Raw genomic sequence first — 13317 nt, 5'->3', positions numbered from 1 at the left:
TTGTGGGAGGCACAACCATTCACCGTTCTACTTTTTGCCCATCATGAAAAAACTCTGGACTCTTTGCGCAGCATTGCTGAGCACTATCACCATGGCCTCGGCCCAAAGCGCCATGAGCTGCTGCGCGAAACCGGCCAGCCAGAATGCCACCGAGGCGTTTGCCATGCTGGCCTCCAACGAAAATTTCTCCGGCAGCCACGACACTCCCCTACCCTACACCTACGCCGGCGAAGGTCAGGCTATTGAGTTTAAAACGCCCGATGGGCAAACCGGCAAAGGCTTCGAGGTCAAGAGCGCCACACCATCCGACAAGTACCTGTTCGTGATTCACGAGTGGTGGGGCCTCAACGATTATATCAAGCAGGAAGCCGCAAAATTCGCCAAAGAGCTACCCGGCGTTAACGTTATAGCCCTCGACCTCTACGACGGACAAGTAGCTACCACTGCCGATGAAGCCGGCAAGCTCATGCAAGCCGTAAAAACCGACCGGGCCCAGGCCATCATTAAAGGCGGCATACAATACGCTGGTCCGAAAGCGCAGGTAGCCACCATCGGCTGGTGCTTTGGTGGGGGCTGGAGCCTGCAAACTGCCCTGCTAGCTGGCCCGCAAACCAAAGCCTGCGTGATGTATTACGGTATGCCCGAAAAAGACGTGGCTAAGCTCAAGACGCTAAACACGGATGTGGTATTCGTTTTTGCCAAAAAAGACGAGTGGATCAATCAGAAGGTAGTGGACCAGTTCCAGAAAGACATGGCTGCCGCCAAAAAAGGCCTGGCCGTGAAAACCTACGACGCGGACCACGGCTTTGCCAATCCGTCCAATCCTAAGTACAACAAGACCTTTGGCGACGACGCGCACGCGGCTGCCGTAACCTACCTGAAGAAAAACCTCAAGCTGAAAAGCTAACCTCAGCTCATTACCGAGGCGGCGCTGTCCGTTAATGAAAGGAGCGGCCTCAACAGGCTGCTCCTTTTCTTTTTAAGTACTAAGCTCTATCTTTTACCACCTAGGCTTCTTCTGTGCTTCTCATCCCACCCATCCTTCGTGCCATGGCCACTCTTCCCACCTTGCTTTCCGAATACGGCGAAAGTCACCAAAATCCCACCAACAAGCTCGTGCATTGGGTGTGCGTGCCGCTGATCATGTTTTCGTTGCTGGGTTTGCTGTGGTCGGTGCCGATGCCGGTGGCCCTGCGCGCCATTAGCCCGTGGCTGAATCTGGGCACTCTGGTGATGCTTCTAGCTATAGTGTACTACCTGCGGCTTTCGGTGCGGCTCTCCATTGGTATGTTGCTGGTGTGGGCTGTGATGGCGGCGGCTCTTCGCTTTGTCGATGGTAGCGCGGTGCTGCCATTGTGGGCCGTGTGCCTGATTGTGTTTGTAGTAGCTTGGATAGGCCAGTTCTGGGGGCATAAGATAGAGGGCAAAAAACCGTCCTTTCTCAAAGACGTGCAGTTCCTACTTATCGGGCCATTGTGGCTGTTGCACTTCGTCTACCGAGCACTGGGCTGGAGGTACTAAATAGGAAGAGCTTAGAACTGAGAGGTGAGAAGTCAGACTACGTTATGGTACGCCTCTCTGCATATCTTCTGAACGTAGCCTAGCGCCCCAGCACTCCTATCAAACTTCGACTTTCTATAAAACCGTAGGGGCCGGTTCGCAGTGCGAACCGGCCCCTACGGTTTTATACTTATTGCTCTAGTTGCTGCACCAGTTCCTGCAAGGCTTCCGGGAGTTGCTGCATATCGTCGAGTACGAAGTAGAGCTCCTGGAAATGGTCTTTCTCAAAAGGCGTCTCTAATACCCCGCGCAACGTGAAATCAAGACGAGTGGGTTTCTCGCTGAGGCTGAACTTCACCTCCCCGTGCGAAGACAGCAGGCCGGCGCCGTAGATGCGCAAACCATCTGCTTGGCGCAACAGGCCGAACTCCGCCGTGAACCAGTACAGGCGCGTGAACATGTCCAGCGTGCTTGGCTCGCGAGTGATGTTGCGCAACGCAGCTTCTCCTAGCTGCTGTAGAAAATTTGAGAAGCCTGGGTCCAGCAGCAGCGGCACGTGCCCGAATACATCATGGAACATGTCGGGCTCCTCTAGGTAATCGAGTTGCTCTAGCTTGCGCAGCCACGTGGTGGCCGGAAACTTCTTATCGGCCAGCAGCCCGAAGAATACAGCATCATCGACGATGCCCGGCACCACTACCAATTCCCAACCAGTGAGTCGTTGCAAGCGGGGGTTTATTTCCCGGAAGTCGGGAATACCGTTGCGGGTGAAGCCTATCTCGCTTACTTTCTGGATAAAAACGTCGGCGGCCCGGTCTGGTAGCAATTCCATCTGCCGGTCAAACAAGAGCTGCCACACGTGCTGGTCGGCGGCGGTGTAGTGGCTGTACTGTTGCGTGAGCAAAGGCAGAGTGGTGGGTGCAGCGGAAGTGGGCAAAGACATCATACCAAAAGAGAAATGAGAGGTTAGAAAAAGTCGTTTGTGAAGGGGTTGAAAAGAAAAAGCCTGCCTCCGCTGAGCGGAAGCAGGCTTTCGAAATGTCCGGGGAAGATGATTACTCTTCGGAACACGCCAGCACCGCTCCGCTCCCAGAGGGAACGTACAGCGTATAGGCGTAATAGCGCGAAGTGAGGAGTGTCATCGGGGCAAAGGTAAACGAAGCTGGCGTACTTACAAGAGCATACGCATTTTCTTCTGCCGCTACGGCACGGTATTCAGTTGCCAATTGGTGGCTAGAAGGGCCGACAGTTCGGCTACACTTTCGGTGAGCTGCTCCCAATGCGGCAGCACGAAATATTGCTCCTGAAACCGCACTTCGCTGAAACTGGTGCGCAATACAGTGGCCAGATCGAAGGCGTGGCGGGTGGTTTCGTCGTGCACACAATGGTGCACCTCCCCCGCCGACGAAAGCAGGCCCGCGCCGTAGATGCGGGGTTTGCCCTCTTCGAGCACTAGCCCAAATTCCACCGTGAACCAGTAGAGCGCCCGCAGCCGCTGCAACGCCTGCGCATCGTGCTGGTGCAGGCGGGACACGTGCCCCAGGAATTGCAGGAAGTTGGCAAAGGCCGCATCCGTAAGCAGCGGCACGTGCCCGAATACATCGTGAAACAAATCGGGTTCTTCGATGAAGTCGAACTGCTGCATGCTGCGGAGCCAAGTGGTAGCCGGAAATTTCTTGTCGGCCAACAGATTGAGAAACGTGGCGTCATCTACCATGCCCGGTACTGGCACCAACGTCCAGCCGGTGGCTTGGTGGAGGCGCTGGCTCACTTCATCGAAGTTAGGAATGGCGTTGCGATGAAAACCAATGCGTTGCAGACCTTGCGCAAAAGCGGAACACGCGCGCTTGTGCAGCAGCGCAGTTTGGCGGTCGAACAATACTTTCCAGACCAACTGGTCCTGCGCCGTATACCGGTCGTAGTGTTGCTGAAACATGGCAGTGGGCATAAAAAAAGGCCCGATTCCTTTTGGAGTCGGGCCTTACTGGTTTTCAGAGGAGAAGGAGTTTCATGTTCCTTTAGCTTCCGTACCGGCAATGCAGCCCGACCCCGCCCATCACAGGGCGAATATTGGTTAGGTAGAAGCATTTCGCGGACAGATTCAACATGATGAAGCAAATATAGAAAAACTCGGAAATAAGTTGTACACCCCAAAGGCACATTTATTTTAAGTCAACTGGACAATATAATCACTTATTCTTGACAATACCCCCTTTGACTTTAAGGCTAATAAGCAAAATTATAGTCACTTTTTTCTTTACCCGCCCTACAAGCACAGCTACATTTTCGTGAATTGTACCTCTTCACTTGTGCAACGTGTGTATTACATAAAGGCAGGCTATAGCCTCAATGGGAGAATAGACCTGCACTCACAGCAGCAACTTCATTTCTTATCATTTGGCTCATAGCTCATGGTTAGGTTTGTATCTCCCGTGACGACAAGGTCAAGGTTGGCGGTTTGTGGGGAGGGATTGAGTAGAAGAGCGGTAGAACCGGCGCCAAAACGCAACGTGGCTCGTTGGCCTGGTTTGAGTATTCCCTTACCGAAAATGCCTCCCCCGGCCGGGCGCTCCTTAAACTCGACATCCACCTTACCAATGTTTCGAGCTACTACTTTGAAGGCCCCTGGCTGCCCGCCTCCTAGCACGAATTGCTTGCTTGGTTCAATCAGCAGATTAGAGCGCAAATGGGCCCAGCAGGCAGTAGCAGAACATAAGGCGAGTACCACTCCCCCCACCACGACCACCCGACGGCCAGCCCCAAAGGCGCTAGATACACCAATGTGTAGGCGGAAGAGTAGCCCAGCCACAGCGGCGAGGTGCGAAGAGGATGAGGTTGCGGTAAAGAGCTTGTCCATGGCGAAAGACTTTGAGTATGTTGGAATGACTCAAAGGTGCCGGCCGCACTTATCTTAAACGCCTCAGATTATGCATCGAGACGTCCCAACTTATGAATTGGCACTGCTTATCTGGCTAGGAGTAACGCCGCGCAGCTTTTTAAAGACCCGGTTGAAAGTGGATTTGGAATTGAAGCCCGATTCTAGGGCCACCGCTAGCAATGTATAGTGGGCGAAGCGGGGGTCGTTGAGCTTACGTTCCGCCTCCCGCACCCGGTAGGTATTGATGTAGTCGTTGAAGTTCTGCTCAAACCCGGCATTGATGATGCGCGACAACGTGGACGTGTTGGTGCGCAGCTGGGAGGCGAGTTCGCCCAGCGTTAGTTCGGGGGCCAGATAGGGGCGGGCCGTTTCCATGTGGCGGGTGAGCCGGGCGGCCCAGCGCTGTAGCTCTGGGTCAGAATCGGCAGGCACGCTGGTATCGGGTACTGTCAGCTTCTCAGTCGGCGCTGACATTTGCCCTAAACCAGCCCGAGCAACTGGTACTTGATCAGCAGCAAATATTAGCGGTGCAACAACGACGGTTGCATCTGTCTCGATTTCGGCTGCTTCATTGGCGGCGACTGGCACAACAGATTCTGGGGCTGGCTGAAAATGCAGCGGGGCGGCTAGTCGATGATTAGCCAACAAGCCGGCAATGCTCAGGAAATAAATCAGAATGCCGGTCAACAAATACTCGTACCAAAACTGGTAGTAAGACAACCCCATGAGGCCAACATCCACGACGCTGAACAAGAACGTGATGCTGACGCCCACCAGCATGGCTACCAACAGGTTACGCAGCCATACGAACCGGATACGCTCCGTATCGGAGAAATAGTCGTTGATGTAGCGGCGGTAGGCACGGTAGTCGCGCAAGGTGAGCCAGCTGTACACGGCCACCGACACGTAGCCTAGCGCCTCCACCCAGCCGACCACGTCATCGGCCACGTTGGCCAGCCGGCCTTTAGTGCCGAAGTGAAAGGGGAACGGCTGGCCGAGTACGGCGTGCTGCCACCCCACGTCTATTCCGTACGCTACCAGCTTCCAACCCAAATACGCCAGCGCCGGCCCAAAATGCCACCAATGACGCCGCTCGAACCGGAATTCCTGGTTGGTAAGGCTGCGGAAGTAAAAGTAAAACGCCGGGCCCACCGCCAGCCAGTTGCTGAAGGGAAAATAGAACATGAACGTCGAGCTGGCATCGTGCGAGTCGTACCAGCCGCCGAAACCCAGCATCCACTGCGCCAGTCGCGCCGTTTGCAGCAACAGCAGCAGCGCCAGCCACCCATCGGCAGGCGAGCCATGCCGTCGGCCACGGGCCAGCAACACCACGGCTACCACTACTCCCTGCAAGAAGAAGGGCAGCAGCAGGGCACTGTAGGCGCTGAAGGTGAAGGTCATGTTGGTTTTGGATTACGCCGGTCTGCTGGTGGGAAAGCTCGGATAGTGCCTTGCAAGCAACCGTGTAAGGCGACGGACTGAAGTCCGTGCCACATCGGTAACGCTCCGCCTCAAAGCCAGTCCTGACGCGCAGCAACAACTTTACTGAAGTCCGTGCCACATCGGTAACGCTAGACCAGTCTTAGAAGCAACAAATATGAGCTTATAGGCGCTGATTGCCCACAGCGAGGTGGCCGTTTCTTCTTCGGAACGAGTAATTGCTACTCAAGAAGCTCCAATAACTCCTTCGGAAGGTGTTTTTTCTCCTTCTGATCCTCTAAAAACACCCTCCGAGGGTGTTTTTTCTCCCTCCGAGGGTGTTTTTACTCGTTCGGAGGCTCCAATAAGTAGTTCCGAGGGTGTTTCTTCTCCCTCAGAGGGAGAAAAAACACCCTCGGAACTACTTATTGGAGCCTCCGCAAGCTCTAACTGGCTGTTCGTAGTGGCCAAATGATTATTTGAGAATGGACCGAAGACCTACGGCTCACGCCAGACCTGCCGGCTGGCAGGGGCAATTAGCCGAATCATTCATGACTGGCTGAAACCAGCAATCATAAGACTTACGCACGGCGGTCCACGGGAAGCCCCGGCGGGGCGGCATATTGGTAGTACCCTGTTGCTCTACTGCCTCCGAGCCCCGGCGGGGCGACACCAACCGTCCAACGATTAGTGTCGCCCCGCCGGGGCTCGGTTAATCATTACCAGGGTTTTCCTACCGATATGCCGCCCCGCCGGGGCTTCCCGTGGACCGCCGTGCGTAAGCCCTGAGAGAAAAACCAACAACCAATATCCAACTATTCCAGCTCCTGCCGCAGCGCGTAGACTTTGCGCAGGTTGCGAATCAGGCGGGCCGACTCGTCGAAGTTGAGCGTTTGCTGGCCGTCGGAGGCGGCTTCTTCGGGCTTCTCGTGGGCTTCGTAGATGATGCCATCCGCGCCAGCCATAACACCGGCCAGCGCCATCGTTGATACGTACTCGCGGATGCCGATGCCGTGCGAAGGGTCCACGATGACAGGCAGGTGGGTTTTCTCCTTGAGGATGGGCACGGCATTGAGATCGAGGGTGTTGCGAGAGGCAGTTTCGAAGGTGCGGATGCCTCGCTCGCACAGAATCAGCTTTTCATTGCCACCCGAAAACACGTACTCTGCCGACGACAGCAATTCCTCCAACGTGCCCGAAATACCGCGCTTAATCATCACTGGCTTATCAACCCCGCCCAGCGCGTCGAGCAAGTTGAAGTTCTGCGTGTTGCGGGCGCCCACCTGGAATACGTCCACGTAATCGTGCATCTCCTCCACCTGCGACACCTGCATCACCTCGGTCACGATTTTGATGCCGCGCTGCCGGGCCATTTGGTGGAACAGTTTCAGCCCCTCCATGCCCAGCCCCCGAAACGAGTACGGCGACGAGCGAGGCTTGAACACGCCCCCGCGCATGATGCGCACTCCATTATCGAGCAGGTGCTGCATGATGCCTTCCATCTGCGCTTCACTCTCGATGCTGCACGGGCCGGCGGCCAGCGTGAGGCTGCCCTCACCTATCCGCACCCCGTCGCCGAGGTCGAGTACGGTGGGGCGTACGCGCCATTTGCGGCTCACCAGCTTGTAGTCGTCCGAGACGCGGTGCAGATCCAGGATGCCGGGCAGCTGACCGATGGCACGCAGGTCTACTTCGGCCTTGCCGATGGCCACGAGGTAGTGCGCGCGCTGCGTCTTGACCTCGGTGACTTTGTATTTGAGGGCTTTGATACGGGCTTCAATGGCCTGCTGGTCGGCTTCCTGGATGGTGGGGTCGAGCTGGATTATCATGCGTGGTCGGGTTCTCGCAGTGTTTCGCGGTGTTGGCGCGGTGTTTCGCGGTGTTGGCGCGGTGTGCAGGCGTCAGCATACCGCGTAAGATTTTATTGTAGGACTGATTTTACAAACCTTGCGGCGGCGGCTGGCGCGTCTTCAGTGTCATCTAAAGCCCGAATGAGGGCCGAGCCGATGATGGCGCCTTCGGCGTATCGACAGGCGCGCTGGAAAGAGGCTTTGTCGGCTATGCCGAAACCGATGAGGCGCGGATTGCGCAGCTGCATGTCCTCGATGCGCTGGAAATAGGCTTCCTGCACGCCGGCTGCTTGCGTATTGGCGCCGCCCGTGGTGCCAGGGCCCGACACGAGGTACAGAAAGGAATCCGTTAGCTCATCGATGCGGCGGATACGGTCCGGGGCGGTTTGGGGCGTGATGAGGAACACCGGCCGCAGGTGGTAGCGCTGGAAGATTTCCTGGTATTCGGTTACATAATCGTCGAGTGGCAAATCGGGCAGGATAACGCCGTCTACGCCGGCAGCGGCGGCTTCGCGGCAGAAGTTTTCCACCCCGAATTGCAATACCGGATTGAGGTAGCCCATGAGCAGGATGGGCGTATCGGGCACGGTGTGGCGCACGTCTTTGAGCTGCCCGAAGAGCACGCGCATATTCATGCCGTTTTGCAGAGCCACGGTGCTGCTCTGCTGAATCACGGGGCCATCGGCGAGCGGGTCGGAGAAGGGCATCCCGATTTCGATGAGGTCGGCGCCGGCGGTGGTGAGGGCTTCGATGAGCGGCACGGTGTCATGCAAGCGCGGGTAGCCGGCCGTGAAGTAGACGTTGAGCAGGCCCTTCTGCTTGCGTTGGAAGGCTTGTTGGATTCGGTTCATGTAGAGTTTCCCGCAGAGGGCGCAGAGGTTTCCGCAGATGACGCAGAAGAACGACCTCCGCGACTTCTGCGGAAACCTCTGCGCCCTCTGCGGGAAATTAAGTGAGCTTATCGGCGTACTTCAAATACGTGTCGAGGTCTTTGTCGCCGCGGCCGGAGAGGTTGATGACGACTACCTCATCGGGCCCCGCGCCAAGCTGGTCTAAGGCGGCCAGGGCGTGGGCGGTTTCGAGGGCGGGGATAATGCCTTCGAGGCGGCTGCATTCGGCCACGGCACGTAGGGCAGGCTCGTCTTCAATGGAGATGAAGCACGCCCGGCCTTCCGCCGCCAGATAGGCGTGCAGCGGCCCAATACCCGGATAATCGAGCCCCGCCGACAGCGAGTACGGCTCCGTAATTTGGCCGTCTTCGTCTTGCATGAGCAGCGTGCGGGAGCCGTGAATGATGCCCGGCTTGCCTAGCACCGACGTAGCCGCCGAGTGCCCGGACGTGATACCGTGCCCGGCCGCTTCCACCGCCACCAATTGTACCGATGGCTCATCGAGAAAGTGGTAGAACGCGCCGGCCGCGTTGGAGCCGCCACCCACGCAAGCCACCACGTATTGCGGCAGCTCGGAGCCGGTTTTCTCCAGCAGTTGCCAGCGCATTTCCTCACTGATGACGGATTGCAGCCGCGCCACCAAATCGGGGTACGGGTGCGGCCCCACCACGGAGCCAATGATGTAGTGCGTGTCGACGGGGTTGGAAATCCAGTCCCGAATGGCCTCGTTGGTGGCGTCTTTGAGGGTGCGGCTGCCACTGAGGGCCGCTCGTACTTCGGCCCCGAGCAGGCGCATACGCTCCACGTTGGGCCGCTGCCGCTCCATGTCCACGGAACCCATGTACACCACGCACTGCATGCCCATGAGCGCGCACACCGTGGCCGTGGCTACGCCGTGCTGGCCCGCGCCAGTTTCCGCGATGATGCGGGTTTTGCCCAGCCGCCGGGCCAGCAGAATCTGCCCCACCGTGTTGTTAACTTTGTGGGCCCCGGTGTGGCACAGGTCCTCGCGCTTGAGGAAAATGCGCGTGTTATAGCGTGCCGATAGCCGTTTGGCTTCGAACAGCGGTGTGGGCCGGCCTACATAGTCGCGGAGGAGCTGCTGGTATTCCTGCTGAAACTCCGGCTCGGCCAGGATATCGAGGTAGGTGGAGCGCAACTCTTCCACATTGGGATAGAGCATTTCGGGGATAAAGGCGCCGCCGAATTGGCCGTAGTAGCCGCGTTCCGTGGGGGTTTGGTAGGTCATGGGGTTTCTCGCAGTGTTACGCAGTGGTGGCGCGGTGTTTCGCAGTGTGCTGGTGGCAGCACGTAGCGGGCTACCATGTCAGGTTCGTAAGTCAGTAAACATCTGGCGCAGCAATTCGGCATCTTTTAGGCCGGGCGCGGTTTCGAAGCGGCTGTTCAGGTCCAGGGCGTAGAGGCCGGGCAGACGTAGGTTTCGTAAGGTTTCGGCGTGCTCCGGGCCGAGGCCGCCCGCCAGAAAGTAAGGCACCGGCAGGTGATATTGTTCCAATTGTCGCCAGTCGAAGACGGTGCCGTTGCCGCCGGGCTGCGCGCCTTTCGTATCGAAGAGGAAGAAATCGACACGGCCCACGTAGGGTTGCAGAGCCGCAACATCCAGCTCCTCTCCCACCGCAAATGCTTTGATAACACGTACACCGGCAGCCTGGAGCACAGCGCAGATTTCGGGAGTTTCGTGGCCGTGCAGCTGTACTAGGTTCAGGCCATAGTCGGCAATGCGCTGCTTTATCACCGCCACGTCCTCATCCACAAACACACCCACTTTCTGAATAGCAGTCGGTAGCTGAGCCAGACTTTCCGGCCGCAGGTTCTCTCCCACGTAGCGGCTGGATTTCGGGTAGAAAATGAATCCCAAGAAATCTGGCCGCAACTCCGCTACGGCCGCCACGTTGGCCGGTTCGCGCATACCGCACACCTTTAGATAGTACTGAGACATTAGTATTGAGTAGTGAGTATTAGGTAGTGAGACATGAGTAGTGATTATTTAGATGTTTTTTAAGTCTTTGTTTTCGCTATTCACTTTATAGCGGTTTCGGGTCTGATGCACCGCCCCCCTGATATTAACTGCTGAAAAATACAATGTTGCAGAAGTGACAAAGGCCCCATCGTTTACAAAATCGCTATAATCTCACTACTCATATCTCACTACTCAATACTAATGTCTCATATCTCAATACTAACTACTCACTACTACAGCGCGCAATTCCTGCACCAGCGCGGCGCAAGCCTTTTCCGGCCGGCTGTGCCGCATGAATGTCTCGCCGATTAGAAAACCCTGGTAGCCCACGGCTCGCAACGCCTGGATGTCAGCGGCCGAAGTCAGCCCACTTTCCGTCACTTTGACGAATTCGGCCGGAATGCGCTGCGCTAATTCGCCGGAAGTGTCGAGGCTGACGCTGAAGTCGTGCAGGTTGCGGTTGTTGACACCCACCAGCGTTACGGCGTCGGGGTGCAGGGTGCGGTTCAGTTCGTCGGCATTGTGAATTTCGAGCAGCACTTCCAAACCTAGGCTTTTGGCGAAACGGCCCAGGCGCAGCACCTCGTCGGCACTAAGAGCGGCGGCAATAAGCAGCACGGCGTCGGCCCCAATGCTCCGAGCTTCCAGAATCTGATACTCGTCTACCACGAAGTCTTTGCGCAGAATGGGGCAGAAATTGTAGCGCCGGGCAATGGTGAGGTCCTCGTTCTTGCCGCCGAAAAACTCCGTGTCCGTGAGGATGGACAGTGCCGACGCGCCCGCCTGCATGTAGCCGAGCGTGGTGCGCTCCACCGGCGCGTGCTGATTGATGAAGCCCTTGCTCGGCGACTTGCGCTTGAACTCCGCAATGATGCCGCTTAGGTCGTCGCGGAGCAGGTAGCGGCGCAGACTCAACGGCTGCGCCTCCAAGTACAGGCTCTGCTCCAGCTGCTTGATAGGCACCAAGCTCTGGCAGTTGGCCACCTCCTGGCGCTTATGGGCAATTATTTTATCCAGTATAGTCATGGTGTGAAGTAGAGTTGTTGGAGTGTGGCTACCGGCCACGAGTTCGAGTTGGTGAATGAAATGATGAAGGACTACTCAAGTAGCGCCGCCACGATACGCAACTACCTAGTCACAGACTAACAGCCGAAGCGCCTGCCGGGCTTTTCCCGCATCCAGAGATTCCTGAGCCGCGGCCAGGCAATCGGCAAAGCTGAACTCTGGTTCCAGGCAGCTGATGGCCAAGGCCGCGTTGGCCGTCACTACGTCGCGCTGGGCGCGGGTGCCCCGGCCTTCCAGCACATCCACGAAAAGCTTGGCCGATTCGGCCACCGTGCGGCCACCCGCCAACTCAGCGGGTTGCGTGGCGAGCAAGCCTAAATCGGCGGCCTGCACCACCCGTTCTCCGGCGGAAGTGGCCAGCTTGGCGGCGCCGGTCAAAGAAAGCTCGTCGTAGCCATCGAGGGCATGTACCACAGCATAGCGCGTATCGGTCTGCTGTAGCAGGTACTGGTAGAGGCGCAGCAGCTCCAAGTTGAACGTGCCAGCCACTTGGTAGCGGGGCCGCGCCGGATTCACGAGCGGCCCCAGAATGTTGAAGAACGTGCGCACCCCCAGTTCGCGCCGCACCGGCCCGGCGTGGCGCATGGCCGGGTGGAAGGATGGTGCGTGCAGAAAGCAGATGTTGGCTCGCTCCAATTGGCGCTTCAGCACCTCGTTGCCGCTCTGAAAATCCACCCCCAGCTGCGCCAGCACATCCGACGAGCCGCAGACCGACGAAACGCCCACGTTGCCGTGCTTGGTGACTTTGTATCCGGCGCCGGCCACCACGAAGCAAGCCAGCGTACTGATATTGAGCGTATTCTTACCGTCGCCGCCCGTACCCACAATGTCCACCGTATCGCGGGTGCCTAGCTCGGGGTTGCGGCTCAGACTGAGCAAGGCCTCGCGAAAACCGGCCAGCTCGGGCACCGAAATAGGCCGCATCCGGTACACGGTCATGAAAGCGGCCATCTCCGACGCGTTGGCCTCGCCCTGCCCAATGCGCAGCATGGCCTCCCGCGCCTCGGAGTGAGTCAGCAGTTGCTGGTCGAACAATTGATTGAGAATTTGCTTCATCCCTAACACCTTGCTTTCGCCCGGCGAATCATATAAGAAGTTGAATGCCGATAAACCCGTCCGCAGCTGCCCGGCGCTACTGTCATTCCGAGCATGGGGCGCATCAAGCCAGCCAGTTGCGCATCATCTGGTGCCCATGCTCCGTCAGTACCGACTCGGGATGAAACTGCACGCCGCGCACGTCATATTCGCGGTGCCGAAACGCCAGCACTTGTCCATCGGCGTCGCGGGCCGTTACTTCCAGCGTGGCAGGCACCGACTCCGGCCGCACGCTCCACGAGTGGTAGCGCCCCACCCGAAACTGCCGGGGCAACTCCGCAAATAGCCGGTCGTCGGCTACCACTTCGGCATCCGTTGCCACGCCGTGCAGCACATCGGGCAAATTATACAGCTCACTGCCGAAGCTTTCCGCTAACCCCTGATGACCGAGACAAACACCCAATATCCGCTTCGTGGGAGCGTATCGACGAATCACCTCCGGCATAAGGCCCGCCTCCGATGGCAAGCCAGGCCCCGGCGAAAGCAGCACGGCATCATAAGCCGCCACATCTTCCACGGCCAGCTTATTATTCCGAATGACGGTGACGTTGCTGGTATGGCCCAGCTCCCGCAGCACCTGCACGAGGTTGTAGGTGAAGGAGTCGTAGTTGTCGAGGACGAGGATATTCATAAGAGGTG

13 protein-coding genes are annotated in these 13317 nt (G+C 57.5%); 2 read left to right on the top strand and 11 right to left on the bottom strand.

Annotation, left to right across the window (positions count from 1 at the left end):
* The first annotated feature begins 43 nt into the window (after positions 1–43).
* The gene (locus ACYSMN_RS05645) at positions 44–907 is read left to right on the top strand and encodes a dienelactone hydrolase family protein (RefSeq protein WP_488922877.1); all 864 of its coding nucleotides are present in this window, start codon (positions 44–46) and stop codon (positions 905–907) included.
* Positions 908–1050: 143 nt separating this feature from the next.
* Positions 1051–1521 carry an Mpo1 family 2-hydroxy fatty acid dioxygenase gene (locus ACYSMN_RS05640; RefSeq protein ID WP_488922876.1) on the top strand — a complete coding sequence of 157 codons (471 nt, stop codon included), beginning with the start codon at positions 1051–1053 and terminating at the stop codon, positions 1519–1521.
* Positions 1522–1690: 169 nt separating this feature from the next.
* Here ACYSMN_RS05640 and ACYSMN_RS05635 read toward each other — a convergent pair whose 3' ends face one another.
* The 11 genes from ACYSMN_RS05635 to ACYSMN_RS05585 all read right to left on the bottom strand — a co-directional run bounded on the left by ACYSMN_RS05635 (position 1691) and on the right by ACYSMN_RS05585 (position 13309).
* Complete coding sequence (locus ACYSMN_RS05635) at positions 1691–2446, bottom strand: phenylalanine 4-monooxygenase (RefSeq protein ID WP_488922875.1); 756 nt, start codon at positions 2444–2446, stop codon at positions 1691–1693.
* A 255-nt stretch (positions 2447–2701) separates the two neighbouring features.
* On the bottom strand, positions 2702–3436 hold the full coding sequence (locus tag ACYSMN_RS05630; RefSeq protein ID WP_488922874.1) for a phenylalanine 4-monooxygenase: 735 nt from the start codon (positions 3434–3436) through the stop codon (positions 2702–2704).
* Between the two features lie 447 nt (positions 3437–3883).
* Positions 3884–4357 carry a hypothetical protein gene (locus ACYSMN_RS05625; RefSeq protein ID WP_488922873.1) on the bottom strand — a complete coding sequence of 158 codons (474 nt, stop codon included), beginning with the start codon at positions 4355–4357 and terminating at the stop codon, positions 3884–3886.
* Between the two features lie 90 nt (positions 4358–4447).
* A complete protein-coding gene (locus ACYSMN_RS05620; protein WP_488922872.1) occupies positions 4448–5779 on the bottom strand; it encodes a helix-turn-helix domain-containing protein in 1332 nt (443 codons plus the stop codon).
* An 833-nt stretch (positions 5780–6612) separates the two neighbouring features.
* Positions 6613–7626, bottom strand: a complete 1014-nt coding sequence (gene aroF / locus ACYSMN_RS05615; RefSeq protein ID WP_488922871.1) for a 3-deoxy-7-phosphoheptulonate synthase — start codon at positions 7624–7626, stop codon at positions 6613–6615.
* Between the two features lie 92 nt (positions 7627–7718).
* Positions 7719–8498, bottom strand: coding sequence for a tryptophan synthase subunit alpha (gene trpA, locus ACYSMN_RS05610; protein ID WP_488922870.1), 780 nt, complete (start codon positions 8496–8498; stop codon positions 7719–7721).
* Between the two features lie 97 nt (positions 8499–8595).
* The gene (trpB, locus tag ACYSMN_RS05605) at positions 8596–9786 is read right to left on the bottom strand and encodes a tryptophan synthase subunit beta (RefSeq protein ID WP_488922869.1); all 1191 of its coding nucleotides are present in this window, start codon (positions 9784–9786) and stop codon (positions 8596–8598) included.
* A gap of 78 nt (positions 9787–9864) precedes the next feature.
* Positions 9865–10497 carry a phosphoribosylanthranilate isomerase gene (locus tag ACYSMN_RS05600; RefSeq protein ID WP_488922868.1) on the bottom strand — a complete coding sequence of 211 codons (633 nt, stop codon included), beginning with the start codon at positions 10495–10497 and terminating at the stop codon, positions 9865–9867.
* 240 nt (positions 10498–10737) lie between these two features.
* A complete protein-coding gene (gene trpC, locus ACYSMN_RS05595; RefSeq protein ID WP_488922867.1) occupies positions 10738–11544 on the bottom strand; it encodes an indole-3-glycerol phosphate synthase TrpC in 807 nt (268 codons plus the stop codon).
* 105 nt (positions 11545–11649) lie between these two features.
* Positions 11650–12639: an anthranilate phosphoribosyltransferase gene (gene trpD / locus ACYSMN_RS05590; protein WP_488922866.1), complete on the bottom strand. Its 990-nt coding sequence runs from the start codon at positions 12637–12639 to the stop codon at positions 11650–11652.
* A gap of 103 nt (positions 12640–12742) precedes the next feature.
* The gene (locus ACYSMN_RS05585; protein ID WP_488922865.1) at positions 12743–13309 is read right to left on the bottom strand and encodes an anthranilate synthase component II; all 567 of its coding nucleotides are present in this window, start codon (positions 13307–13309) and stop codon (positions 12743–12745) included.
* Positions 13310–13317: the final 8 nt, after the last annotated feature.

The sequence above is a fragment of the Hymenobacter sp. M1-2 genome (assembly GCF_057808495.1).
The sequence above is the reverse complement of the archived record's forward strand: the minus strand, read 5'-3'. Positions and strand labels throughout refer to the sequence as shown.

Coding starts and splice junctions, on each gene's coding strand:
- ACYSMN_RS05645 (WP_488922877.1), top strand. CDS start 44: ATGAAAAAACTCTGGACTCTTTGCGCAGCATTGCTGAGCACTATCACC.
- ACYSMN_RS05640 (WP_488922876.1), top strand. CDS start 1,051: ATGGCCACTCTTCCCACCTTGCTTTCCGAATACGGCGAAAGTCACCAA.
- ACYSMN_RS05635 (WP_488922875.1), bottom strand. CDS start 2,446: ATGATGTCTTTGCCCACTTCCGCTGCACCCACCACTCTGCCTTTGCTC.
- ACYSMN_RS05630 (WP_488922874.1), bottom strand. CDS start 3,436: ATGTTTCAGCAACACTACGACCGGTATACGGCGCAGGACCAGTTGGTC.
- ACYSMN_RS05625 (WP_488922873.1), bottom strand. CDS start 4,357: ATGGACAAGCTCTTTACCGCAACCTCATCCTCTTCGCACCTCGCCGCT.
- ACYSMN_RS05620 (WP_488922872.1), bottom strand. CDS start 5,779: ATGACCTTCACCTTCAGCGCCTACAGTGCCCTGCTGCTGCCCTTCTTC.
- aroF (WP_488922871.1), bottom strand. CDS start 7,626: ATGATAATCCAGCTCGACCCCACCATCCAGGAAGCCGACCAGCAGGCC.
- trpA (WP_488922870.1), bottom strand. CDS start 8,498: ATGAACCGAATCCAACAAGCCTTCCAACGCAAGCAGAAGGGCCTGCTC.
- trpB (WP_488922869.1), bottom strand. CDS start 9,786: ATGACCTACCAAACCCCCACGGAACGCGGCTACTACGGCCAATTCGGC.
- ACYSMN_RS05600 (WP_488922868.1), bottom strand. CDS start 10,497: ATGTCTCAGTACTATCTAAAGGTGTGCGGTATGCGCGAACCGGCCAAC.
- trpC (WP_488922867.1), bottom strand. CDS start 11,544: ATGACTATACTGGATAAAATAATTGCCCATAAGCGCCAGGAGGTGGCC.
- trpD (WP_488922866.1), bottom strand. CDS start 12,639: ATGAAGCAAATTCTCAATCAATTGTTCGACCAGCAACTGCTGACTCAC.
- ACYSMN_RS05585 (WP_488922865.1), bottom strand. CDS start 13,309: ATGAATATCCTCGTCCTCGACAACTACGACTCCTTCACCTACAACCTC.